The organism is Streptomyces sp. x-80, from assembly GCF_046549095.1.
GTDB classification, from domain to species: Bacteria; Actinomycetota; Actinomycetes; order Streptomycetales; family Streptomycetaceae; genus Streptomyces; species Streptomyces celluloflavus.
On the sequence record NZ_JAJPWM010000007.1, the window covers coordinates 33528 to 56477 of the forward strand.

The window sequence follows — 22950 nt, forward strand, 5'->3', positions numbered from 1 at the left end:
AAACCTGGTGTGCTCAAGCCGGTTTGCATCCGTATGCTTGTGCGAATACTTGTGCGAAATTCGCGGCGAACGGGAGGAGGAGACCGTGAAACTTGCCGAGGCGCTGGCAGAGCGTGCGGAGGCGACGCGTCGTGTGGAGCAGTTGCGAGCGCGCGTCGTCGGCAGTGCGCGCTATCAGGAGGGTGAGACGCCCGCCGAGGATGCGGCCCAGTTGCTGGCCGAGGCCGGTGAGGTGCTGGGCGCCCTGGAGACGCTGATCCGGCGGATCAACCGAACCAATGCCGCAGTGGAGATGGGCCAGGACGGCACGCTCACCGATGCGCTCGCGCGGCGGGATGTGCTGCGGCTGCGTCACTCGGTGGTCACCGCGGCGGCGGACGCCGCGGCGGGTACGGGCGAGCGGGGATACGGTCGCCAGCTTCGGTCCGAGCTGATGATGCTCTCCGCGCTTCCGGTCGCGGAACTGCGCGGTCAGGCGGATGTGCTCGCACGGGAGATCCGTGAGATCGATGTGCGGATCCAGCGGACGAACTGGGAGGCCGATCTGCTGGACTGAGCTGTCCCAGCAGGGCGTGACGATGTGGAGCAGGTAGCCGTTTCGGAGGCGTGCACACACCGAGGGCCGGCGGTTTTCCGGCCCACTCCTGGCGCGTGAAGAGCAACGCGGGGGTTCGACTCCCCATCAACAGCGCAGCTCAGCACCGCGTACAGGTAACGGTGCATATCGCACGGCACATCACCATGTGCAGATCCGAAACGGTGAGGGCGGGCTCGGGGTCTTCCACATCGCAGCAGGCCCGATCAGCGGAGACAGGGCATTTTCCGGCGTGTGCCGCAGCCCGGACACCACACGCCGAGCGGACGCTCCCCCGGGGACGCGCGCGTGAGCGGACGCGGTCAGACTCCCTTGGTGCGGGCCCGTACGTGCATGCGCTCGCCCTGCGGTCCGTACAGCGCGAGCCATTCCACGGGACGGTCACCGGCGTTGGCGACGCCGTGCGGTACACGGGTGTCGAACTCGGCGGCCTCGCCCGCGGCGAGGACGAGGTCGTGCTCGCCGAGCGCGAGGAGCAGCTGTCCGGACAGGACGTAGAGCCACTCGTACCCCTCGTGCATGCCCTGCTCGGGCCGTCCGGTCCGGGGGGTCTTGGGTGCGGGCAGGATCTGTTTGTAGGCGTGCAGCCCGCCGAAGTGCTTGGTCAGGGGTATCCAGGTCTGGCCGTGCCGGGCGATGGGGCGCGGGTGGATCCGGGGATCGCCGGTCTGCGTGCCGACCAGTTCGTCCAGCGCCACGCCATACGCCTTGGCCAACGGCAGCAGATGCTTCAGGGCGGGCTCGCGCTGTCCCGTCTCCAGCCGGGAGAGCGTGCTCACGGAGATCCCGGTGACCGCGCTGAGCCGGGACAGCGTCGTGCCGCGCTGCTGCCGCAAGGCGCGCAGCCGAGGCCCGAGGGCGGTCAGGACGTGTGCGAGGTCGTGGTCGTCGGCGGGGCCGCCTATGGCCCCTGTCGCGGAGTCACTCATGTCCCCTATTTGCCGCCGCGGCAAAGATCATTGTCAAGCCGGAAAGCCGGGGCGCAGCCTGCCCCCATGACGGAGCACACCAAGACGAGCGAGACCATCGCGGACGCCGGAACGGGCCCGCTGTCCACCGAGGAATTCTGGGACGCCCGCTACCGTGCCGGCGAGCGGATCTTCAGCGGCCGCCCCAATGACGCCCTGGTACGCGAGACGGCGCCACTGCGCCCCGGCACCGCGCTGGAGCTGGGCTGCGGCGAGGGCGGCGACGCCATCTGGCTCGCCGGGCAGGGCTGGGCCGTCACCGCCACCGACGTATCGTCCGTCGCGCTCGACCGGGCGGCCGGCCAGGCGCGGGCGGCGGGCGTGGCCGACCGGATCGACTGGCAGCGCCACGACCTGGCCGAGTCGTTCCCGGCCGGGACGTACGACCTGGTCAGCGCCCACTTCCTGTACCCGCCCGAGCCCTCGGCCCGTGAACAGATCCTGCGCCGGGCGGCGCAGTCCGTCGCGCCCGGCGGAGTCCTCCTGATCGTCAGTCACGCGGGTCCGCCGTCCTGGGAGCGGGACCCCGACCCGGACTTCGTCTTTCCGACCCCCGAGCAGCTCCACGCGGCGCTGGACCTGCCGCCCGAGCAGTGGGACACGCTGGCCTGCGAGACCTACGAGCGCCCCGCCACGGCCCCCGACGGGCAGCCCGCCACCCGCCTGGACAACACGCTCACACTCCGCCGGCGCCTGGACCGGGCGCGAGCTCTCTGACGTGGCCGAGCGTGGCCCCACAGGAGCCCGCGCGCTTCGGGAGCCGGCCGGGATGCGATGGGAATGCGGTGGGGATGCGGTGGGGCAGGGCGGGGTTCCGCCGGAGAGGCTACGGAGACGCGGTGCGGGCGGGCGTGCCTGATGACGGACAGGGGACGGCCCCGCCGGGGCGCGCTCCGGCGGGGGGTGCCCCGGCGGATGCCTGACGGACGCCTGGCGGACGTCGGCCGGCGGGCACCCCCACCGCCCCCTGGCAGCGGTCGCCCGGCGCACACTCGGCGGACGCCTCAGGAGTCGGGCAACGGCCGGGGTCCGCACCCCACTTGGGCCGCACCTCACCTGGGATGCGGCCCAGGTGAGATGCGGCCCACCCGAGAGGTGGCCCACCCGCCGTGCGGCCCCCGGCGCCGGACGGCCGCGGCGGCACGGACGACACCGCGGCGGCCGGGCGGAGCCGGTGCGCCCTGACCGCCTCCTGCGGCAAGCCACCGTGGCACTCGCCCCGACGATCACGGTGGCGCGCCCCAAGTCCCCACTGCCGCCTGTCCAGGGTCAGTCGGCGAGGCTCACGATCATCTTTCCGGTGTTCTCGCCGCGCAGCAGGCCGAGGAACGCCTCGACGCCGTGCTCGATGCCGGCCACCTTGGTCTCGCGGTACTTCAGCTCGCCGGAGCGGATCCAGGCGGAGACCTCCTGCACGAACTGCGGCTGGAGCGCGGCGTGGTCGGCCACCAGCATGCCCTCAAGGCGCAGCCGCTTGCCGATCACCAGCGCGAGGTTGCGCGGCGCGGGGGTCGGTTCGGTGGCGTTGTACACCGAGATCATGCCGCAGATGGTGGCGCGGCCGTGCACCTTGAGGGAGCCGATGGCCGCTTCGAGGTGGTCGCCGCCGACGTTGTCGAAGTAGACGTCGATACCGTCGGGCGCGGCCGCCTTGAGCTGCTCGGCGACCGGACCGTTCTTGTAGTTGAAGGCGGCGTCGAAGCCGTACTCCTCGACCAGGAGCTTGACCTTCTCGTCGGACCCGGCGGAGCCGATGACCCGGGAGGCGCCCTTGAGCCGGGCGATCTGGCCGACCTGGCTGCCCACCGCACCGGCCGCGCCGGACACGAAGACCGCGTCGCCCTCCTTGAACGAGGCGACCTCCAGCAGGCCCGCGTAGGCGGTGAGGCCCGGCATGCCCAGGACGCCGAGGTAGGCGGTGAGCGGGGCCAGCTCCGGGTCCGCCCGCACGGCGCGCTCGGCGTCCAGCACCGCGAACTCCCGCCAGCCGAGGCCGTGCAGGACGTGGTCGCCGACGGCGAGGGAATCGGCGCGCGAGGCGATGACCTCGCCGACCGCGCCGCCGTCCATCGGCTTCTCCAGCTGGAACGGCGGGACGTAGGACTTCACGTCGTTCATCCGGCCGCGCATGTACGGGTCCACGGAGAAGTGGAGGTTGCGGACGAGGATCTGGCCCTCGCCGAGCTCGGGCACGGCGGCCTCGCGCAGTGCGAAGTCCTCCGGGGTGGGCCAGCCGTGCGGGCGGGCGACGAGGTGCCATTCACGGCCGGTGGTGGGCAGAGCGGACATCAGCGCGATCCTCCAATTGCTTCAGGTACTGAAACAACCATGCTCCTCGATATTTCATGTTGTCAAGCAAGTGGGTATCCTGGTGTGTATGACTCCGCGCGCAGACCCCCTGACCTGCGAGGTCGTCGACCTCATCGGCACCGTCGTGGCCCGTTACCACGAGGAGTACGAGCACGCCGCGGCCGAGCACTCCCTCACCGGTGCGCAGGCGCGGGTGCTCAGACTGCTGGCCGTCGAGCCGCTGCCCATGCGGCGGATCGCGCAGCGGCTCAAGTGCGAGCCGTCGAACATCACGGGCATCGTGGACCGCCTGGAGTCGCGCGGCCTGGTGGAGCGCCACCCCGACGCCGCCGACCGCCGCGTCAAGCTGGCCGCCCCCACCACCGAGGGCGCGCACACCGCCGAGCGGCTGCGGACGTCCCTGGACTTCGCGCGCGAGCCGCTGGGCCGGCTGACCGCCGTCGAGCGCACCCTGCTCAAGGAACTGCTCCAGCGGATGCTGGGGATAGCGCCCGAGGGGGACGACGACGAGGCGGACCGGCCGGAAGGTCCGACGCCGATCTAACCTGGGAGCCATGAAGCCCCAGAGCACCACCCGCCACACCGTCGACTTCTACTTCGACCCGATCTGCCCGTTCGCCTGGATCGCCTCCCGCTGGATCCTGGAGGTCGAGAAGCACCGTGCGCTGAAGCTGCGCTTCCGGGTGATGAGCCTGTCGGTGCTCAACGAGGGCCGCGAGGATCTCCCGGAGGAGTACCGCCGGCTGCTGGACGACGGCTGGGGCCCCGTACGGGTGTGCATCGCGGCCGCGCAGGAGCACGGCGAGGACGTGCTGCGCAGGCTGTACACCGCGCTCGGCACCCGTATCCACCGCGACGGCCGGGACGGCCCGGAGAACACCGCCGCGGTCATCGACGAGGCGCTGGCGGAGGCCGGACTGCCGGCCGAGCTGGCCCGCGCCGCCCGGAGCGACGCCTACGACGACGCGCTGCGCAAGAGCCACCACGAGGGCATGGACCCGGTCGGCGAGGACGTCGGTACGCCCACCCTCCACATCGACGGAGTGGCCTTCTTCGGCCCGGTCCTGATGGCGATCCCGCGCGGCGAGGACGCGGTACGGGTCTTCGACGGCGCCCGGCTGCTCGCCGGTTACGACAAGTTCTTCGAGCTGAAGCGGACCCGCACCGGCGACTTCGACTTCAGCTGACGCCGCGGGCGGGGGTCCGCTCCGGCGCCGCGTCCGCCGGGGCCGGAGCCGCGCCGGACGCCGCCGCCTCGTCCGCCGCCGCCCCCGCCGTCGTCCGCACGCCCCGCAGCATCGCCATCGACAGCACCGCCGCGCAGACCAGCACGCCCGCGGCGACGCCGCCGAGCCGGCACCGGGCGACCGGGTGCCCTCGACCCGGCGGATCACCCAGGAGTGGGGCGTGCACCTGCTGAACGGCATGGAACTGCTCATCGAGCGGCGGGCGGCGCAGGCGACTTGAGGCCGGCGCAGGCCGCCGCCGGTCCGCCCCGCGGGTCACGGCAGAGTGGTCCGCCCGACGGCGAATCGCCGCCCCCTGCCCCGCTCCGCAGAAATCCGACTCCTCCCCGGCCGGAAAGCCGGGGTCCGCCCGGAGGTATCCGATGAACCGCTCCGCCGACCACAGCCCGTCCGCCGGCTCCGGCACCCCGGCCGGCCTGCCCGGCCCCGTCGCCTTCCAGCTCGTGCTGCTGCGCCGGATGGCCGACCACCACCCCGGGCTCGTCGAGGACGCGCTGCGCCGACTGGGGGTCTCCCGCGCGGAGCTGCGCGAGGCCAACCGCCGCTGGCAGGCCCGGATGCACGCACCGCGCGCGCCCGGCGGCGTCCAGCCCTACCGCGCCCTGCTCGGCGCCCCCGAGACCGTCACGGCCCGCCGCCTCGGCGATCTGACCTGCGAGGCCCTGAGCTGGCCCGTCCCCCTCTGGCCCGAGCTGCGGTTCGAGGTGCTCACCGCCGGCCGGGGCGCCGTCTGGAACGCCTGGCTCGTCCGGGCCCCCGGCGCCGCCGCCCCCGCGCTCCGTACGACCGCCGACCTCATCCCCTGGTCCTGCACCGTCGACGAGGTCGCCCGCGCCTTCGCCCCGGCCCGTCCGATGGAGGGCAGCGCCCCCACCCGCTGGCGCCTGGCCTGCACCGCGCCCGGCCCCGAGGGGGAACTCCACGACATCGTCACGGAGTTCACCTGGGGACTCTTCCAGCACCGGGTCGGCTGACCGCCCCCTCGGCGCCCCGCGACACCTCTCCGGGCCCCTTCCCCTTCCACTTCCACTTCCTCTTCGTCTTCACCTTCGTCTTCACCTTCGCCCGGTCGGCGGACCCCCACCGCCCCCGTCCCCCGACCGGCCCTCCCAGCAGGCAGCTGACGGACCGCGCGCACAGGATGACCGACGAGAGGTCCGTAACGGACGCTCCGCCGCCACCGGCCCTCCGGGGAGGAGTCAGCCATGACCATCAGCCTCGCCCAACTGCGCCGTTGTTCGATCGCCGTCGATCTCGGCGCGTCGCGGACCAGGGTGTACGTCAAGAACCAGGGGCTGGTCGTCGACGAACCGACCGTCGCCGCCGTCAACGTGCGCACCGGCGCGCTGCTGGCCGTCGGCGCCCAGGCCGCGGTGATGGACGGCCGCACCCCCGACTACATCCGCGTCGTCCGCCCCGTCTCCGGCGGCACCGTCGTGGACATCGACATGGCGCAGCGTCTGCTGCGCCATCTGGTCGGCGACAAACTGCGCAGGGCGTGGCGGCGCCTGCCGACGATGCGGGCCGCGGTCTGCCTCCCGTACGGCAGCCAGCCGCTGTCGCAGCGGGCCGCCGTGGAGACGCTCAGCGGTATGGGCGCCCGCCGCGTCGAGCTGGTGGACACCCTCGTCGCCACCGCGGTCGGCTGCGGGCTCCCGGTGGAGCAGCCCGAGGCGACCATGATCGTGGTGTGCGGGGCCGGTACGACGCAGATCGCGGTGCTCTCGCTCGGTTCGATCGTGGCCGCCGAGACCGTCGCGGTGGGGGGCGACGCGATCGACCACGCGGTGATCCAGCACCTGCGGCTGCACCATGAGCTGATGATGCCGGGCCAGGCCGTCCACCCCCTGCACCTGGTGCTCGCCGGCGGCGGGGCCACCCCGGGCTCCACCGAGGTGCACGGCCGGGACATCGTCAGCGGCCTGGCCCGCTCCGTCCAGGTGGACACCGAGCGGGTACGGAACGCCATCACCACGCCGCTGACCGCGATCCTGGACGCCATCGGGGCGGTACTGCGCCGCTGCCCGCCGGACCTGGTGGCCGATCTCGGCGAGCGCGGCATCATGCTCGCGGGCGGCGGCGCGCTGATCCCCGGCCTGGAGCCGATGATCCAGCAGGCCACCACCATGCCGGTGCACATCGCCGACCGCCCCGGCACCTGCCCCGTACGGGGACTGGGCGCCATGATCGAGGGCAAGGTGGAACCCCTGCACCTCGACCCCATGGCCCCGTAGGCCCCGGACGGCCCCGTAGGTCCCCGTCCCCCGCCCCGCGCCGCCGTCCGGCAGCTCAGAGCGAGCGGGCGTTCCAGGCGACCACCGCGGGGCGGCCGTGCTCGGTCCCGAGGAGGCCGACCGCCCCGGTCTCGAAGGTGAAGCACCCGCCCGCCGCGGGCGGCAGCCCGAGCCTGCGGGCGGTCAGCACCCGCAGGAAGTGGGCGTGCGCCACCAGTGCCACCGCACCCTCACCCGCCGCCAGGTGGGGCGCGAGCCGCGTCAGTACCCGGTCGGCGCGCGCCCCGACCTGCTCGGGCGACTCCCCCGGGTGCCCGGCGGGGCCGGGCGTGACGCCGTCGGTGAACAGGTACCAGTCGGGCCGGTCGCGCAGGATCTCGGCGGTGGAGCTGCCCTCGTACCCGCCGTAGTCCCATTCCCGCAGGTCGGGGTCGACCGACGGGTCCGCGAGGCCGGCCAGCTCGGCGGTGCGCACCGCGCGCGCCATCGGGCTGGTGTACACCCGCGCGATCTTCCGGCCCGACAGGAGCGGCCGCAGCGCGCGGGCCTGCTCCTCGCCGTCGGCGGTGAGCGGCAGATCGGTCCAGCTGGTGTGCCGTCCCGAGCGGCTCCACTCGGTCTCGCCGTGCCGGATCAGGAGCAGCTCGCTCACTCCGCCCGCTCGCTCTGCTGGGACTCGGCGACCGACGCGCGGACCTGGTCCATGTCCAGACCGCGGACCTGGCCGATGACGTCCTCCAGCGCGGCCGGCGGGAGCGCGCCGGGCTGGGAGAACACCGCGATGTTGTCCCGGACGATCATCAGCGTGGGGACGGACTGGATCTGGAAGGCCGCGGACAGCTCGGGCTCCGAGTCCGTCTCGACCTTGGCGAAAACGAGGTCCTCGTGCTTGTCGGACGACCGGGCGAAGATCGGCGCGAATCGCTTGCACGGGCCGCACCAGGTGGCCCAGAAGTTGATCAGGACGAAATCGTTGCCGGAGACGATCTCGTCGAAGTTGTCCTTGGTGAGCTCTACCGTGCTCATGCGTTGCTTCCCCACTTCCGGTCGGTCTGTCGTCGGTGTCCAGGCCGTGCAGCTGCGGTAACGGGAGCGCGCCGGAAGGTATTCCGGGTGGCCTGATCCCGGTGGCCGCAGCCGTGCGCCGGACCGGCCGCTCCCCCGCCCACCGCACACCGTCCTGCACCCGCCGCTCCCCGGCCGAATCGGCACCCCTCCCGGCGCGGCGAACCGGCCACCGCGGGACGGCCGGCGGAGCCCGCCGCGCGGGACGGGGCCGTGCGGGCCGCCGCCGGCGGCTAGCATCGCCGGCAGAGACCAAGAACGGAGTTTTCATCTGTGCGTCATCTGCGCGTAGGCGTCGCCATCTTGACCATGGGGAACCGCCCCGACGAGCTGCGGGCGCTGCTCGACTCGGTCGCCGGACAGACCCTCAAGGCGACCCACATCGTGGTCATCGGGAACGGCTCGCCGCTTCCCCCACTGCCCGAAGGGACGACGGGCGTCGAACTGAGCGAGAACCTCGGGGTCTCCGGCGGCCGGAACGCGGCCCTGGACGAGCTGCGGAAACTCGGCGACGTGGACGTGGTGGTCGACCTGGACGACGACGGGCTGCTGATCAGCCCCGATGTCTTCAGCCGGCTGGCGGAACTGTACGCACACGACCCCGAGTTGGGCATCGTCAGCTTCCGCATCGCCGACGAACGGGGCCGCACCCAGCGCCGGCACGTCCCGCGGCTGCGCGTCGGTGACCCGGCGCGCGGCGGCTATGTGACGACGTTCCTCGGCGGCGGGCACGCCCTGTCCCTGCCGATGCTGGACCGGATCGGCGGGTGGCCGGACGAGTTCTTCTACGCGCACGAGGAAACCGACCTGGCCTGGCGGGCGTTGGACGACGGCTGGCGGGTTCTGTACGCGCCGGAGATGGTGCTCCAGCACCCCTGGACCTCGCCCACCCGGCACGCGGTCTACCACCGCATGGTGGCCAGAAACCGTGTGTGGCTGGCGAAGCGGCATCTGCCAGCGCTTCTGGTCCCGGTCTATCTGGGGGTGTGGACGGCGCTGACCGTCGTCCGGAACCGGTCGGCGGCGGGGTTGCGGGCGTGGGCGGGCGGTTTCGCCGAAGGCGTCCGCACACCGTGCGGGCGGCGCAAGCCGATGCGCTGGCGCACGGTGTGGCGGATGACGAAGCTGGGCCGCCCGCCGGTCATCTAGGGCCCCTCCCGGCTGGCTTTGCCCGGTCGCGCCGCCCAGCCGGCGCGCTCCTTACGGGACAAACATTGCCGGTCACGGCACTGGACCGGCGGACGGCCGTCCGCCCCGGGCCGCCATATGTCCTCGGCCGCCGTACGCCCCGGGGCGGCGGTGTCACACGACCGGGGCGAGCCGGATGCCCTCGTAGGCCAGCCACTGGGCGTAGGTGTGCAGTCCGTAGATGAGGTCGGTGGTGGCCCGCCGGTCCGGCGGCGGGGGCCCGGCAGGCGTCGGCGGCCGGGGCGGGTCGGCCGGTGGCGCGCCCCCGACGACCGGTACCGGCCGGACGGCCTTGCGGACCGCCGCCGCCATCTCGGCGACCGTGCACCGGGCGTCGTCCGCGAGGGCGGTCGCCGGGCGGGCGGCGTCCGGCGCGGGTGTGCGCACCATCGCGGACAGGGCGTCGGCCAGATCGCTCACATGCAGCGGCCGCAGCACCTCACCGGCGCTCTCCTCGATGACCAGGGGCTGACTGCGCAGCGCCGCCCACACCAGGCGGCCGATCCGCGAGTCGCGCGCGCAGCCCGGCCCGTACACGTCCCCGACGTCCAGGGTGCGGATGTCCGCCGCGGCCGCCGGGCGGGCGGGGTGGCGGAGGGTGACGCGGGCGCCGCCGTCCCGCTCCCCGCCGTGCAGCCCGGTCAGGTCGAGCACCGCGTCGTAGGCCGGTTCCGCGGTGCGGTCCGGGGCCGGGTCCCGGGGGGCCGACGCCAGGGCCGTGACCCGGTGTCCGCGGTCCGCCAGGCCGCGCAGGAGGTGTTCCCCCAGCGGCGTGGCGGAGCCGAGCACCGCTATCCGGCGGGATCCGGCGGGGCGGGAGGGTTTCGCCGGACGGGGTCGGGCCGCGGCTTCCCGGCCCGCTTCGATACCGGCCCGGGTGATCCTCGCCAGTTCGTCGCGCAGCTCGGCGATCCGGTCCTCGGTGTGCGCGTAGCTGATGCCGCCGGGACCCACGGTCGCCAGGGCCTCGGCGAGTACGGCCGCGTCGGGTGCCGTGCCGCCGTCCGGCGCCTCGCACCGGTGCGCCTCGCGGCGCTGGGTGAATCCCATCGTGAAGGCGGTCAGCCAGGTGCCCTTCGCGGCGCTCAACGGGACGGCTTCGGCCATTTGTACGATGGCCGGTTGAAGTCTTTCCCTCCGTACGCCGACGCCTTCGAGGTACTGCTCGCAGTCGAGGTGCAGCCAGCGCGACGGCCCGGGGCCGTCGTGGCGCACCGCGCACTGCGCCACGCCGTGCTTGAAGAACGGCAGCACCTTCAGCCCGCTCAGCCGGGCCCCTTCGCGACCAGGAACGTCCCCGGGCAGAAAGCACACCGAGCGGCGCGGCCCGCGGAACGCATTGCCGGAGATACTGCCGTGGTCCTCGTGTTCGGCGAGGCTCGGCACCGAGACGTACGCCGGAATTCCATTGTCGCGCAAGTACCGGTACATCAGGATGTCATCCGGCCAGGCGTCCAGACGGTTTCTGCCGTAAGCCACGAATCCGGCGGCGACCTGTCTGGGCAGAATGATGGCCACACACGGGAAGTACTCGTTGACGGCGCTCACCCAGCGGGCTCCCGCCATGGCGCCGAAACGCACCGCGGCGCCGTTCCGGGAATCCCAGAGCGCGAAGAGCGCGAGCGCGGCGTCCGGCATCTCCTCGATCGCCAGCCGGGCCCGCTCGAAGAATGTCTCCGACAGGATCATGTCGTCCTGGACGACGAGCTGGTGTGTGGCACCTTCCTCAATGGCGGACCACGCCGACAATGCGGTACGCAATACGGACGGTTTTCCCGCGGGGTCCGGGTCCATGACGACCCGTAACGCTCCCGGCGGCGCCGAGTCCGCGAGTCGCCGCGCCGCTTCCAGGCGTTTCGGGTGGGTCATCACGGCGCCGCTCATCCGATAGCGCGTCACAATTCCTCCGGCCGTTTCCGCTGCTCCGGGCAATCCGGCAGCAGGTGAATCCGGACAGTACGGCGGTCGCCATCAGCACCGCAAGACTGCCGAAATCGCGCTCTGGTAACGGCATTCCGTGAACGCCATGCTGACCCGGCGATCAAACATGTTCACGCGTAGGGAGAGGATTCCATGTCCGAGTCAGCGAGGAACACCGGAATCGGGGCGGGAACCGGCAGCGCGGATACCGTCGCCACCCGGCTGGAGAAACTGCGGGACGCCCGCGTGGTGGTCACCGGGGGCGGCGGCCTGGTGGGCAGCCGGCTGGTGGCGCTGTTACGCGAGGCCGAGGCCGAGGTCACGGTGCTGGACCGGCTGGACGCGTATCCCGAGGCGGCGCACACCTTGTTCGGGGTGGAGAAACTCGGGGCGGATGTGGTGGTCGGTGACGTCTGCGACCGGGACGTGGTGCGCCGGCTGGTGACCGGCGCGGATTACGTCGTGCACGCCGCCGCCTACGCGGACGTGGCCGCGTGCACCCGGCGGCCCGACATCGCCTTCCGGGCGAACGTCGAGGGCACCCAGGTGGTGCTGGAGGAGACCGCCGCCTCCGCGGTCCGCCGGCTGGTGCTCATCTCGTCGGCGGCGGTGTACGGCGACGGCGATCCCGGGGTCCGGGGGCCGCAGGTGTTCCACGAGGACCAGCAGCTGCTTCCGGTGTCCGTCTACGCGAACTCCAAGCTCTGGGCGGAGCACCAGACCCGGCTCCTGCTGGGCGGGACGACCGGTACCGAGTACGCGGTGCTCCGGTACTTCTCCGTCTACGGCGACCCGCAGATACCCAAGCCCGGCAGCCATTCGTGGATGGTGGCGTGGCTGTCCATGCAGGCCCGGCTCGGGCGTCCGATGCGGCTGAACGGGGGCGGGGTGCAGGTGCGGGACCTGGTGCATGTCGAGGACGTGGCGGCGGCCACCGCGCTGGCCCTGGTCGAGGACGGGATGGCCGGACAGACCGTCAACGTGGGGACGGGGGTGCCGACCTCGGTGCGGGAGGTGGGCGAACTCATCGCGCCGCACTTCCCCACCTCCCGGTTCATCACCACCCCCCGGCCGGCGGGCGATCCGCTCGGCGGTTACGCCGCGACGGAGCGCTCCCGTGAGCTGCTGCGGTGGGCGCCGCGCATCGACGTACGCGCGGGCGTGGAGCGGTATGTGCGCTGGCTGTCCGACACCCCGCAGGCGGTGCCGGACTGGCTGACCGAGTCGGCCGCATGACAGCCTGCCGGCGAAAACCCAGGCGGAACACCACGGAAGGCCACACTCGGGTGAGTTACACCGGCTCCTACCTCTGGTCCGTACGGCAGCACGTCGGCAGCCGGCTGCTGCTCGTCCCCGGCGCGCAGGTTCTGCTGCTGGACGACCGGGGCCGGGCGCTGTTCCAGCAGCGCGCCGACACCGGGGTGTGGGAGCTGCCGGCCGGGGCGTGCGAGGAGGGCAGCGACTTCACCGGCACGGCCGTCCGGGAGCTCGCGGAGGAGACCGGACTGCGGGTCGAGCGGGCGGACCTGGTCGCCTTCGGTTCGCTCTCCGATCCGCGGATCCACACACTGACGTACCCGAACGGGGACGTCACCCACTGTTTCGCGCTGTGCTTCCTGGCCCGCCGCTGGTCGGGAGCGCTCCGGGTGGGCCGGGACGAGGTGACGCGGGCGGAGTTCCGCGACCCCGCGGACCCGCCCGGCCCCCTGCATCCGCCCACCGCTGTGGTCCTGGAGATGTTCCGGGCGTTCAGCTCCACCGGAAGGTTCCAGGCCCGATGAACGTGACGAGAGCAGCGGGCGCGGTCGTGCCGTGCCGGGCCTGTCTGTCCGGCGAGGATCTGGACTGGCTGGGCGGCCGGTCGGTCAGCCTCGCGCTGGATCTGCCGACGACGGCCGGGCTGCGTCCGCCCGGCGCCCGGCCCCCGGCCGCCCCGGGGAGCGACGGCGGGGCGGGGAGCTGGCCGGACGAGGTGTGGGCGTTCCTGCGGCAGCGGCTGTCCGGGCTCGGCCCGCGGCCGCCCGCCGTGACGGTACGCAGTGACGCCCCCGCCGCGAGCGGGCTGTCGTCCTCCACCGCGCTGATCGTGGCGCTGTTCCGGGCGTTCACCGACGCCTGCGCACCGGGCGCGGTCACCGTCCGGACACTGGCGCAGTGGGCCTACGAGTTCGAGTTCGCGATCTTCAACGGCGGCGGTATGGACCACCTCGCCGTCATCGCGGGCGGCGCGCTGCTGCTCCAGGGCCGCACGAGCGGGCTCCCGGACATCCGCGAACGGGTGGAGTTCCCGTCCGAGTGGGCCGTCCTGGTCGTCGACTCGGCCACCAGGAAGGACACCAGCGACCACATCCGCTCGGTACGGGCACAGCTCGCGGCCGGCGATCCGCGGCTCGCGACGTATCTGGTGCGGACCGACGAGGCGTCAGCGGCGGTCTGGGAGGCCGTGCGCCGCCGTGACCTGGGCGCGCTCGGCGCGGCGATGAGCGAGGCGCACACCGCCATGCGGGACCTCCAGGAGATGTCGACGCCGCTGCTGGAGGAGTTGCGGGGGCTGGCCCTGCGCGGTGCCGGCCTGCCGCTGAAACTGAGCGGGGCCGGCGGCGGCGGGGCGCTGGTCGGCGTCTGCGCGGCGGCGGAGCAGGAGGAGCTCGCCGGGCGGCTCCGGCGTGCGTTCGGCCCGGCGCATCCGCGGGTCCGGGTGATCCCCACCCGGGCGGCCGCGGGGCTCGCGCCGGAGCTCGCCGGGCTCGCGCCCGTCGGCCGGGCGGAATCCGCCTAGCGGCGCGTCGTCGCGGTGGCGCCTGTCCCACGGCGCCACCGCGGCGAACCGCCCCGGCCGCCCCGCGACCGCCCGGACCTGCCCAGTGCTCCTCCCGGCAAGCGCCGCCCCGTCGCGCCGCCCCGCACGCACGCTCGCCGCGTCGGCCAAAAGCCCTGGTAGCTCCGCTACAAGAACGTCCGGCCGCCCTGCGATCGCACGCACCGGACGATGCTCCCCACGGGGCGGACATCGCCGGTCACGGCATCAGATGAACGGGTCGTAGTCGCTGCCGGGTTCCGGTGCCGCCGTGCCGGACCCGATCTTGTCGAGTTCGAGGTTGGAGCGGTGGCGCGCGCAGTGGAAGCGGCAGTCCCGGCTCGGGTCCACGATGCCCCGGTCGGAGTTCCGCCAGATCTCCGCCAGGCTGTCGGTCACCGCGTCCCCTATCTTGGCCCCGTCGTTGCCCCGGTGGTAGGAGCACACGTACACCCCGGACGGCGTCACCAGGGTGCGCAGCTCCGCCACCCGGCAGCGGTGGTAGTCCTTCTCCTGGACCGGGCCGACGCGCGACCGCAGGGACGTCAGGGTCGAGGAGTTGACGATCTCGAAGGAGTCGTCCTCCCACCGCGCGGCCTCGCGCAGCTGCTCCTCGACGGAGGCGAGGATCTCCGGCGCCACCTGCACGACATGGTGTCCGTCGTCGAACATGGCCTTGGTCTCGAAGTAGTCGCACCCGATGTCATGGGCGAGTTCCGCCGCCCGCAGCACCTCGTGGTGGTTGCTCACGATGTTGCCGTCCGGCTCCCGCCGGGTCATCACGAGGAAGGAGTAGCCGAGCGCCCCCTTCTTGACCTCGGCCAGCAGGCGCATATTGCCGATGACCTTGTCGAAGACGCTGTTGCCCTTACGGTCCGGCCGGAAGAGCCGGTAGGTCTCGCTGGTGCCGGCGTCGACGGATATCCGGACCCAGGAGGCGTACTCCGCCAGTTCCGCCAGGTTCTGCTTGATGAGGGTGCCGTTGGTGACCACACCGATGGCGATCCCGGCCTCGCCGAGGACGCGCAGCACGGTGCGGGTGCCCCGGTGTGCCAGCGGCTCCCCGCCGCCGATGAGCACCACGCCCCGGACGGACATCTCGACCAGCTCGTGGGCCAGTTCGGCCAGCCGCTCGGGGGTGAAACGTCCCTGGTTCAGTAATTTCCCGCTGATGCACTCGGGACAGGCCAGATCGCAGAAGGTCGTGGGGTCCAGGTCCACCACCAGGGGTCCGCCGGACGGCGTACCGGAGGCTGCTTCGAGGATCCGCGGCCAGCCCGATGGCTGGTACAGCTTGGACACCAGGTCCAGACGGTCGAACGTCACGGTGATCTCCTGCGTGTTGGGAATCAGAAGGGTGCGGCTGCGCATGCGTTCCGGGCGCCGGGACCGTCCCGGCGGCGCTCCGGCGGCGGCTCCCGGGACCGTGTGACCCGGTAGCCGTGCGGGGTCGGCGCGGTCATCCCTTGACGGCCCCGGCCGTGAGCCCGGCGGCGACCCGGCGCTGGACGATCGCGAAGAAGACCGCCACGGGGAGAGCGGTGAGCGTGGCGCCCGCCATCAGTCCGCCGTAGTCCGTGCCGAAGCTGGTCTGGAAGGACACCAGCCAGATGCTGAGGGTCTGCTTGTCGTTGCTGGAGAGCAGCACATAGGCGAGCACGTACTCGTTCCACGCCTGGACCAGGGCGTAGATGGAGGTGGCCACCAGCCCCGGGGCCAGCAGGGGCAGCAGGACCCGGCGGAAGGCGCCCAGGCGGGTACAGCCGTCGACCCGCGCCGCCTCCTCCAGCTCCGCCGGGATGCCGGCGATGAAACCCCGCAGCAGCCAGACGGTGAACGGCAGCATGAACACCAGGTAGGTGAGGATCACGCCGAGCAGGCTGTCGGTGAGTCCGGCGTCGCTGAGCAGCAGGTAGATCGGGATGATCAGCCCGGCCAGGGGGATCATCTGGACGCCCAGGATCACCAGCACGAACGCCTTGCGCCCGGCGAAGGAGAAGCGCGCGAGGGCGAAGGCGGCGAGCGTGCCGATCAGCAGCGAGACCAGTACGGTGCCCACGCCGATGAGGACACTCGCGCGCACATTGGCCCAGAAGGTCGGGGTGTCGAGGGCCCGGCGGAAGTGTTCGAGGGTCAGGTGCCCCGGCCAGAACTTCGGCGGGCTGTGGTGGATCTCCTCGGCCGGCCGGACGGCGGTGAGCAGCATCCAGTAGATCGGGAAGGCCATGACCGCGCTGAAGACAAGGCCGAGCGTGTTGGCCACGGCCCGGCGGTGCCGGGTGCGCGGCCGGGCGCGCCGGCCGGGCGGGGCCGCCGTCCAGGGGCCGGGGGCGTTGTTCACTCGGCTTCTCCCATGGTGAGGATCTGGCGCACGTAGACGACGGCGCCGACCAGCAACAGCAGCACCGTGATCACCGCGATGGCGGCTCCGGTGCTGTAGCGGTTGACGGCGAAGGACTCGATGAAGGAGTAGACGCCGAGCAGGTAGTACTCCTTCTCGGGCTGGCCGCCGCGCATCAGCCAGATCTGGTTGAACACTCCGAAGTCCCAGATCGCCGAGAGCGAGGTGACCAGGACGAAGGCCGGTTTGATCACCGGGAAGGTGACGTGCCGGAAGAGCTGCGGGCCGCGGGCGCCGTCGACCAGGGCCGCTTCCTCCAGCTCCGGGGGGACCTGGCTGAGCGCGGCCTGGAGGGTGACGGCGGCGAACGGGACGGCGCCCCAGACGACGACGCAGGCGATGACGGCGAAGCCCTCCCAGGGGTCGGCGAACCAGTTGTGCTTGCTGAAGTCCAGCCCCGGCAGCAGGCCGAGCAGCCAGTTGACGACGCCGTAGTCCGCGTCGGACAGCCAGCGGAAGATCGAGGCCGCGACCATGATCGGCATGGCCCAGACGGCGACCAGCACCCCGACCATCGTCATCCGCACCCACGGCGCCACCCGGCGCATCAGCAGGGCGACGAGCATCGCCAGCGCCATGGTGGCGGCGACGCAGACGACGGTGAAGAGGGCGGTGCGGCCGACGACGTTCCAGAAGAAGCCGTCGGACAGGATCGTCCGGTACTGGCCGAGCCCGGCCCAGGGCGGTGACGTACCGGAGAACAGCTGCTTGCGGGTCATGTCCTGGAACGAGAGCAGGACCAGATCGACGAGCGGGTAGCCGAGGACCGCGGCGAGGGCGAGGACGGTCGGCGCGATCAGCAGGTAGGGCAGCGTCAGCCGGCCGGCCCGGCGCAGGGTGCCCCGCGGGCGCGGCCCGGCCGCGCGCCGGTGGCGGCCGCCGGGCATCCCCGGGCCCGGCCCGGCCGCCGTCGGGCGCGGCGGATCTGCGGTCTCCATGGCTGCGAACTCCTCGAAAGTAGGGCCTGCACCGATGGGCCTGCACCGCGCTCCCGCGGGGGCCGCGCCGTACGCGCGCGGGGGCCGCGCCGCACTCCTGCGGGGGGGCCGCGCCGTCCTTCCGGCGCCCGCGCGGCCGTCAGTTCTCGTTGATCACGCCGTCGATCCGGCGGTCGGCGGCGCGCGCGGCGTCCTGCACCGACTGCTTGCCCGTCGCGATGTCCTGGAGCATCTCCGGGAGGATGTTGGACTTCTCCACGGCGCCCCAGCCGGGGGCGAGCGGGGTGACCCAGCCCCGCTCGGCGGCCTGTGCGGCCGGGCCGTTGACTCCGCCGGCGGCCACCTCGCGCAGCTGGACGGTGTTGTTGGGGAGCGTGTCGGCGGCGATGAGCCGGCGCTGTGCGGTGCGGTCGGTGAACATCCTGATCCACTCCCCGGCCAGGTCCTGGCTCCGCGACTTGGCGGGGATCGCCAGTGTGGACCCGCCCAGGAAGGGCGGCAGCAGCTTGCCGGACGGTCCGGGGAAGGCGAAGGTGGCGAACCGGCCGCGGAGTTTCGGGTCACCGCCGGATCTGCTGTCGGTGGCGGCCTTCGCCTCCCAGGTGTTGCCGTAGAACATGCCCACCCGGCCCTGGCCGACCACCGCCGGTTCGTCCCCGTTGTCCTTGGAGCGGTCCCCCGCGTAGTAGGCGTCGAGGAGGGATTTCCAGGAGGTGAGTCCGGCGACGGAAGCGGCCGAGGACAGTGCGCCGTGCCAGCGCCCGTCCTTCTTGACCGCCATCTCACCACCCGCGTCCTTCACGAACGCCATCGCCGCGTACCAGTAGCGGCCGGGCATGTAGAAGGCGGAGAAATTCTTGTCCGCGGCGCCGAACTTCTGCTTCAGCTTGTCGAGGTCCGCGAGCAGCTCGGGGTAGCTGCGGGGGGCGTGGTCGACGCCTGCCTGTTTGAGCAGATCGGTGCGGTATATGCCCACCCGGGCGCCCACGTAATAGGGCACGCAATAGGTCTTGCCGTCCATACGGCAGGAGTCGTTCAGCGCATCGAGCCACTCCGCCGAATGGTCGAACTTCGCCGGGTCCACGGCCGCGAAGGCTCCGTTGACGATGTAATTCGTGGTCTCACTGTTCCCCATCTCGACCACATCGGGGACTTCCCGGCCGGCGAGCGCGGCATCGATTTTCTGGTTCTTACTGGTCCATTGCTGGTATTGGACCTTCACCTTGATCTTCGGGTATTTCTTGTTGAATCGGGCATTGACCGTGCCGACCAGGTCCGGCCAGCTTTCCTGGGCGTCCACGGTGAGCCAGACCGTCAGGTCACCCGAACGCTCCGCGGCGGACGGCGATGTGCCCCCTTCGCCGGAACCACAGCCGGCCACGGACGCCAGCAGGACAAAAGCCCCCAGGCCCGCGGTGAAACGGGAGATGCGCTGAGCCATGATCTCCTCCGTCCGGGTTGACAGAACCGGGGGCCTACCTACCCCCCGCGGCCCGGCAAACTACCCGAAGGAAGTTTTCCAGCCAGAGAGCCGCGCTCCGGAAAAGGATCACCCGTCGAATCGGAGAACACGCGTACGGCAGGCGGGAGGCCCTGCCGAACTCCGCGCACCCGCCGCTACCCGGCCGCCGAATTGACGCAAACACAGCGGTGCGTAAAAGATCCGCTCTTGACGGTGATGCACCTGCTGCCTCAGCTTTGCTCAGGTGTCTCCCACGTCCCCGATCGAAGGGTCTGCACGTGACTGAGTACGGCACGATACCCACGGATTCGGACACCCAGCCTGTTTCGGACACCCGCCCGGTGAAGGTCAACGCGTGGAACGGCTGGGATCCCCTGCGCCATGTCGTCGTGGGACGGGCCGACAACGCGGTGGTGCAGGCACCCGAGCCCGCGGTGCGCCGGGACTTCCCCGACGACGGCTTCCCGCTGGGCACCTACGGCCCGATGCCCGCCGAGATGACCGCCGAGGCCAACGAGCAGCTGGACAACTTCGCCGAGATGCTGCGCCGACGCGGCATACGGGTGGACCGCCCGGCCCCTGTCGACTTCAGCCAGCAGGTCGCCACCCCCGACTGGACCCACGATTCGATGTCCGGCTGTATGCCACCCCGGGATCTGCTCCTGACCGTCGGCCACGAGGTCCTCGAAGCCACCATGTCGTACCGCAGCCGGTGGTACGAGTACCTCTGCTACCGGCCGCTGCTGCAACGGCTCTTCGACGACGACCCGGGCATGCGCTGGGAGGCCGCGCCCAAACCGCGTCTGACGGACGCCTCCTACCACCCGGGTTTCTGGGACACCTACAACACCCTGTCCACGGAAGAGCAGTTGGCGCGGGTGCGCGACTACGACCTCGTGCTGACCGAGGCCGAGCCGCTGTTCGACGCGGCCGACGTGGCCCGCTTCGGCAAGGACCTCTTCGTCCAGCTGTCGTTCGTCACCAACCGCAGCGGCTACGAGTGGCTCCGGCGGCACTTCCCCGACCACCGGGTGCACGCGGTGACCTCGACCAACACCCATCCCCTCCACATCGACGCCACCTGGGTGCCGCTGCGGCCCGGTCTGGTGCTGCACTGCGGTGAACGGCTGGCGGACCCCGAGCTGATGGAGTTCTTCCGGCTCAACGACTGGGAGATCGTGGAGGCGGTGCAGCCGGCCAGCTGGGAGCACCCGCCGAAGCTCTCTTTCTGCAGCCCGTGGCTGGCGGGGAACATGCTCAACCTCGATGCGAACACGCTGTGCATCGAGGAGAAGGAGGAGCCGCTGGCCGAGCAGCTCGCGTCGTACGGCTTCGAGATCGTGCCGGTGCCGTTCCGCGCGGTGGGCCCGTTCGGCGGCGGTCTGCACTGCGCGACCGTCGACATCGAACGCGACGGCGGGCTGGAGGACTACTTCCCGCGCCGGTTCGGCCGGTTCTGAGAACCGTTGACCGGCAGGACGGTGGTGAACAGTTGACCGGCACGGCGGCCGGGCGCCCGGCGGAGATCCGGGGCGTGATCTTCGATTTCTACGGCACGCTGGTGCGCATGGTGGAGCCGCTGCCGCCCAGCCACCGGTCGGTCTTCGTCCGCCGGGGGCTGGCCGGGGCCGCCGCGCAGTGGGGTGACCAGTGGGCGGTCGGGCCGCGGGAGGGTGAGCTGCATCTGACCCGCTCCGGCGACGCGCGGACCTACCGGGCCTGGGAGCTGGACCGGCTACGGCGCCGGGCGCGCGGCTGCGGCGTCCCCGAGGGTGAGGTGGACGGCCTCGTCACCGAACTGGACCGGGTGATGAAGGACCTCCGCCTGGCACTCTTCGACGACGTACGCGAGGCGCTCACGGAGTTGCGCGGGCGCGGCCTGGTGGTGGCGGTCTGCTCCAACTGGTTCTGGGATCTGGACCGGGCCCTCGACGGCGTCGGTCTGACCGGGCTGGTGGACGTGGCGGTCACCTCGGCCCGCGCCGGGGCCCGCAAGCCCCATCCCCTCATCTACCGGACGGTGCTGGACCGCTGCGGGCTCCGCCCTGAACATGCATTGTTCGTGGGAGACATGTGGGTGTCGGACGTGCTCGGCCCGCTGGCCGCCGGGATGCGCGCCGCGCACCTGTGGCGGGCGGACCGCGCGGTCGAGGGCGCGGCCCCGCCCGTACCGGACGGGGCCGCGCGGATCACCACGCTGCGCGCCGTCACGGACCTGCTGTGACCCGGCTCGCCCCGTCCCGGCCGGCGCTCTCCCGCGTCCCGGCGTCCTCACCCGCCGGGTCCGGGCCCGCCAGCCGGTCCAGCACATTGCGGGTCACCCGGACGACACCGGCGTCCAGTTCGCGCCCGCAGACCACCGGCCAGTCGGTGGTCCCGGCCGTGAACACCGTGCCGCCGGCGGTGTACAGACCCATCGTCGCCGCCCGGGGTCCGGTGTTCCCCGGCTCGCGGACGGGGCAGTTCCAGTGCCCCGTCCGCAGCTGGTGAAAGTCCTCGTTCACCGGGTCCAGGAGGTAGACGCCCAGGATGAGAAAGGACGTGGGGGTGCCGTCCGCACCCGTGGCATGCGCGATGCCCGCCGCGTCGAGGGTGCAGGCGGCGCCGTCGCACTCGTACCCGATCAGCGCGGTCCCCGCGCCGAGGGCGTCCGGCGTCCCACCGTCCGACCCGTCCCGCAGCCCCGTCCCGGCGTACACCCAGTGATCGGCGTGCTGTACCCGGTACCCCGCCCGGGGGCGGTCGCCCGGCCACTCCCCCGGCCACATACCGCCGTTGCGGAAGCTGACCCCGGTCAGGGCGTTCTCCGGCGCGCCGACGCCCTCGGGCGCCGCCGGCCACCACTGGTCCGTCGCCGGCAGGTGCGGGTAGACGTCCCCCACGTGGTGATCGGTGTCCGAGACGAACGCGGTGTTCCCGTCGGTGAGATGGATCCGCCACCAGCAGGTGTTCGCGCTGAAGAACGCCGCGTTCCCGCCCGCGCGGACGAACGCCGCCACGTGGGCGCGCATCGCGGCGCTCCAGTACTCGTCGTGCCCGACGCTCAGGAACAGGCGGTACGGCGTGAGCAGTTCCGGGTCCTCGTGGAGGTCGAGATCGGTGCAGTACTCGACGTCGTATCCGCCGCGCTCCAGCCAGGCGATGAACGGCGCGTCCCAGTAGGCGAGATCGATGACGCCGCCGGGCCGGTGCATGCTCAGCTGATGGCCGGCGGGCCGGTCCTGGCCGCCGGTCTGGTAGACCGGGTGGTCGTAGAAGCTGCTGGCCCGCTGCACGTCCTCGCGGTCCGAGCGGTTGTAGGCGTGCCGGGTGAACGTCGACTTCTTGTACAGGATGCGCGCGGTACGGCCGGGGTGCCGCGGCCGGACGATGAAGAACTCCCGGGCGTAGCCCTCGATGTCCGTGTCGGTGAGCAGGGGCGTGGCCGCCGCCCGGCGGTCGTCACCCTCGACGAAGTGCGCGAGGTACACGCCCGGCCGCCAGCCGTCCGGTATCGGCACGTCGTAGGGCGGCCAGTCCCAGTCCACGGCGGGCGACGCGTGCGCGGCGACGCCGTCGGGATGCGGCGGCGGGTTCCGCAGCTCCCCGGGATACGGCCCCGACTCCGCCACGAAGGCCAGTTCCCTGCCCAGGCGGTAGAAACGGACGCGGAATTCGTCGGCGTCCGTCGAGACATGGAATGTCAGACTCCGGCCGGCCACCACACTTTCCCGGCCCATATACCCTTCGATCACGTGCCTGCCCGCCCCTCGTCCCGAATGAAATCTCTTCACTTGCGGCCGCTGTCGGCGCGCCGGATCAGGAGATCATCCGGTCCACAACAAT

General features: G+C 72.1%; 23 protein-coding genes. 12 read left to right on the forward strand and 11 right to left on the reverse strand.

Annotated features, from left to right (window positions below):
* The first annotated feature begins 85 nt into the window (after positions 1 to 85).
* Positions 86 to 556 carry a DIP1984 family protein gene (locus ACLJWH_RS15340; protein ID WP_128510653.1) on the forward strand — a complete coding sequence of 157 codons (471 nt, stop codon included), beginning with the start codon at positions 86 to 88 and terminating at the stop codon, positions 554 to 556.
* Between the two features lie 341 nt (positions 557 to 897).
* Here the strand turns inward: ACLJWH_RS15340 and ACLJWH_RS15345 are convergent, their stop codons facing one another.
* Positions 898 to 1524, reverse strand: a complete 627-nt coding sequence (locus ACLJWH_RS15345) for a helix-turn-helix domain-containing protein (RefSeq protein WP_411142253.1) — start codon at positions 1522 to 1524, stop codon at positions 898 to 900.
* Positions 1525 to 1590: 66 nt separating this feature from the next.
* Between ACLJWH_RS15345 and ACLJWH_RS15350 the strand changes: the two genes are divergently transcribed.
* On the forward strand, positions 1591 to 2280 hold the full coding sequence (locus ACLJWH_RS15350; RefSeq protein WP_411142254.1) for a class I SAM-dependent methyltransferase: 690 nt from the start codon (positions 1591 to 1593) through the stop codon (positions 2278 to 2280).
* Positions 2281 to 2832: 552 nt separating this feature from the next.
* Here the strand turns inward: ACLJWH_RS15350 and ACLJWH_RS15355 are convergent.
* On the reverse strand, positions 2833 to 3855 hold the full coding sequence (locus tag ACLJWH_RS15355) for an NADP-dependent oxidoreductase (RefSeq protein ID WP_411142593.1): 1023 nt from the start codon (positions 3853 to 3855) through the stop codon (positions 2833 to 2835).
* 85 nt (positions 3856 to 3940) lie between these two features.
* Between ACLJWH_RS15355 and ACLJWH_RS15360 the strand changes: the two genes are divergently transcribed.
* A complete protein-coding gene (locus ACLJWH_RS15360; RefSeq protein ID WP_411142255.1) occupies positions 3941 to 4417 on the forward strand; it encodes a MarR family winged helix-turn-helix transcriptional regulator in 477 nt (158 codons plus the stop codon).
* A gap of 10 nt (positions 4418 to 4427) precedes the next feature.
* Positions 4428 to 5060, forward strand: coding sequence for a disulfide bond formation protein DsbA (locus tag ACLJWH_RS15365; RefSeq protein ID WP_411142256.1), 633 nt, complete (start codon positions 4428 to 4430; stop codon positions 5058 to 5060).
* Here the strand turns inward: ACLJWH_RS15365 and ACLJWH_RS15370 are convergent.
* Entirely contained in the window at positions 5053 to 5286 is a 234-nt protein-coding gene (locus tag ACLJWH_RS15370; protein ID WP_411142257.1) for a hypothetical protein, read from the reverse strand. The genes ACLJWH_RS15365 and ACLJWH_RS15370 overlap by 8 nt on opposite strands.
* Before the next feature lie 196 nt (positions 5287 to 5482).
* Between ACLJWH_RS15370 and ACLJWH_RS15375 the strand changes: the two genes are divergently transcribed.
* Both ACLJWH_RS15375 and ACLJWH_RS15380 read left to right on the forward strand, forming a co-directional pair.
* A complete protein-coding gene (locus tag ACLJWH_RS15375; protein WP_411142258.1) occupies positions 5483 to 6094 on the forward strand; it encodes a hypothetical protein in 612 nt (203 codons plus the stop codon).
* A 231-nt stretch (positions 6095 to 6325) separates the two neighbouring features.
* A complete protein-coding gene (locus ACLJWH_RS15380) occupies positions 6326 to 7354 on the forward strand; it encodes a rod shape-determining protein (RefSeq protein WP_411142259.1) in 1029 nt (342 codons plus the stop codon).
* A 55-nt stretch (positions 7355 to 7409) separates the two neighbouring features.
* On the opposite strand, the gene ACLJWH_RS15385 is transcribed toward ACLJWH_RS15380, so the two are convergent.
* Together ACLJWH_RS15385 and ACLJWH_RS15390 are read right to left on the reverse strand one after the other, a co-directional pair.
* Positions 7410 to 8006: a histidine phosphatase family protein gene (locus ACLJWH_RS15385; protein WP_411142260.1), complete on the reverse strand. Its 597-nt coding sequence runs from the start codon at positions 8004 to 8006 to the stop codon at positions 7410 to 7412.
* Positions 8003 to 8380 (reverse strand): thioredoxin family protein, encoded by a 378-nt coding sequence (locus ACLJWH_RS15390; RefSeq protein ID WP_411142261.1) that lies wholly within the window; start codon positions 8378 to 8380, stop codon positions 8003 to 8005. The genes ACLJWH_RS15385 and ACLJWH_RS15390 overlap by 4 nt, the downstream gene beginning before the upstream one ends.
* A 312-nt stretch (positions 8381 to 8692) precedes the next feature.
* Here ACLJWH_RS15390 and ACLJWH_RS15395 point away from each other — a divergent pair, with 312 nt between their 5' ends.
* Positions 8693 to 9568: a glycosyltransferase family 2 protein gene (locus ACLJWH_RS15395; RefSeq protein ID WP_411142262.1), complete on the forward strand. Its 876-nt coding sequence runs from the start codon at positions 8693 to 8695 to the stop codon at positions 9566 to 9568.
* 153 nt (positions 9569 to 9721) lie between these two features.
* Here the strand turns inward: ACLJWH_RS15395 and ACLJWH_RS15400 are convergent, their stop codons facing one another.
* Positions 9722 to 11476 (reverse strand): hypothetical protein, encoded by a 1755-nt coding sequence (locus ACLJWH_RS15400; RefSeq protein ID WP_411142263.1) that lies wholly within the window; start codon positions 11474 to 11476, stop codon positions 9722 to 9724.
* 204 nt (positions 11477 to 11680) lie between these two features.
* Between ACLJWH_RS15400 and ACLJWH_RS15405 the strand changes: the two genes are divergently transcribed.
* From ACLJWH_RS15405 to ACLJWH_RS15415, 3 genes are read left to right on the forward strand one after another with little or no spacing between them, the layout of a single operon-like run.
* The gene (locus ACLJWH_RS15405; protein ID WP_411142264.1) at positions 11681 to 12763 is read left to right on the forward strand and encodes an NAD-dependent epimerase/dehydratase family protein; all 1083 of its coding nucleotides are present in this window, start codon (positions 11681 to 11683) and stop codon (positions 12761 to 12763) included.
* 50 nt (positions 12764 to 12813) lie between these two features.
* Complete coding sequence (locus ACLJWH_RS15410; RefSeq protein ID WP_052860121.1) at positions 12814 to 13308, forward strand: NUDIX domain-containing protein; 495 nt, start codon at positions 12814 to 12816, stop codon at positions 13306 to 13308.
* Positions 13305 to 14306: a mevalonate kinase gene (locus ACLJWH_RS15415; RefSeq protein ID WP_411142265.1), complete on the forward strand. Its 1002-nt coding sequence runs from the start codon at positions 13305 to 13307 to the stop codon at positions 14304 to 14306. Before ACLJWH_RS15410 ends, ACLJWH_RS15415 begins: the two co-directional genes overlap by 4 nt.
* A 246-nt stretch (positions 14307 to 14552) precedes the next feature.
* Here ACLJWH_RS15415 and ACLJWH_RS15420 read toward each other — a convergent pair whose 3' ends face one another.
* The 4 genes from ACLJWH_RS15420 to ACLJWH_RS15435 form a co-directional block, all read right to left on the reverse strand.
* Complete coding sequence (locus ACLJWH_RS15420) at positions 14553 to 15650, reverse strand: radical SAM/SPASM domain-containing protein (protein ID WP_411142266.1); 1098 nt, start codon at positions 15648 to 15650, stop codon at positions 14553 to 14555.
* A gap of 133 nt (positions 15651 to 15783) precedes the next feature.
* Complete coding sequence (locus ACLJWH_RS15425; protein ID WP_411142267.1) at positions 15784 to 16665, reverse strand: carbohydrate ABC transporter permease; 882 nt, start codon at positions 16663 to 16665, stop codon at positions 15784 to 15786.
* Positions 16662 to 17663, reverse strand: a complete 1002-nt coding sequence (locus ACLJWH_RS15430) for a carbohydrate ABC transporter permease (protein WP_411142268.1) — start codon at positions 17661 to 17663, stop codon at positions 16662 to 16664. The genes ACLJWH_RS15425 and ACLJWH_RS15430 overlap by 4 nt, the downstream gene beginning before the upstream one ends.
* Before the next feature lie 139 nt (positions 17664 to 17802).
* Complete coding sequence (locus tag ACLJWH_RS15435) at positions 17803 to 19104, reverse strand: extracellular solute-binding protein (RefSeq protein WP_411142269.1); 1302 nt, start codon at positions 19102 to 19104, stop codon at positions 17803 to 17805.
* Between the two features lie 299 nt (positions 19105 to 19403).
* Here ACLJWH_RS15435 and ACLJWH_RS15440 point away from each other — a divergent pair, with 299 nt between their 5' ends.
* Both ACLJWH_RS15440 and ACLJWH_RS15445 read left to right on the forward strand, forming a co-directional pair.
* Positions 19404 to 20585 (forward strand): serine/threonine protein kinase, encoded by a 1182-nt coding sequence (locus tag ACLJWH_RS15440; RefSeq protein ID WP_411142270.1) that lies wholly within the window; start codon positions 19404 to 19406, stop codon positions 20583 to 20585.
* Positions 20586 to 20617: 32 nt separating this feature from the next.
* A complete protein-coding gene (locus ACLJWH_RS15445; protein ID WP_411142271.1) occupies positions 20618 to 21349 on the forward strand; it encodes an HAD family hydrolase in 732 nt (243 codons plus the stop codon).
* Here ACLJWH_RS15445 and ACLJWH_RS15450 read toward each other — a convergent pair.
* Positions 21333 to 22859 (reverse strand): N,N-dimethylformamidase beta subunit family domain-containing protein, encoded by a 1527-nt coding sequence (locus ACLJWH_RS15450; RefSeq protein ID WP_411142272.1) that lies wholly within the window; start codon positions 22857 to 22859, stop codon positions 21333 to 21335. The two genes, ACLJWH_RS15445 and ACLJWH_RS15450, sit on opposite strands and share 17 nt — an antisense overlap.
* Positions 22860 to 22950 lie beyond the last annotated feature (91 nt).

Coding starts and splice junctions, on each gene's coding strand:
- ACLJWH_RS15405 (WP_411142264.1), top strand. CDS start 11,681: ATGTCCGAGTCAGCGAGGAACACCGGAATCGGGGCGGGAACCGGCAGC.
- ACLJWH_RS15375 (WP_411142258.1), top strand. CDS start 5,483: ATGAACCGCTCCGCCGACCACAGCCCGTCCGCCGGCTCCGGCACCCCG.
- ACLJWH_RS15350 (WP_411142254.1), top strand. CDS start 1,591: ATGACGGAGCACACCAAGACGAGCGAGACCATCGCGGACGCCGGAACG.
- ACLJWH_RS15345 (WP_411142253.1), bottom strand. CDS start 1,524: ATGAGTGACTCCGCGACAGGGGCCATAGGCGGCCCCGCCGACGACCAC.
- ACLJWH_RS15390 (WP_411142261.1), bottom strand. CDS start 8,380: ATGAGCACGGTAGAGCTCACCAAGGACAACTTCGACGAGATCGTCTCC.
- ACLJWH_RS15415 (WP_411142265.1), top strand. CDS start 13,305: ATGAACGTGACGAGAGCAGCGGGCGCGGTCGTGCCGTGCCGGGCCTGT.
- ACLJWH_RS15430 (WP_411142268.1), bottom strand. CDS start 17,663: ATGGAGACCGCAGATCCGCCGCGCCCGACGGCGGCCGGGCCGGGCCCG.
- ACLJWH_RS15365 (WP_411142256.1), top strand. CDS start 4,428: ATGAAGCCCCAGAGCACCACCCGCCACACCGTCGACTTCTACTTCGAC.
- ACLJWH_RS15380 (WP_411142259.1), top strand. CDS start 6,326: ATGACCATCAGCCTCGCCCAACTGCGCCGTTGTTCGATCGCCGTCGAT.
- ACLJWH_RS15400 (WP_411142263.1), bottom strand. CDS start 11,476: ATGACCCACCCGAAACGCCTGGAAGCGGCGCGGCGACTCGCGGACTCG.
- ACLJWH_RS15435 (WP_411142269.1), bottom strand. CDS start 19,104: ATGGCTCAGCGCATCTCCCGTTTCACCGCGGGCCTGGGGGCTTTTGTC.
- ACLJWH_RS15360 (WP_411142255.1), top strand. CDS start 3,941: ATGACTCCGCGCGCAGACCCCCTGACCTGCGAGGTCGTCGACCTCATC.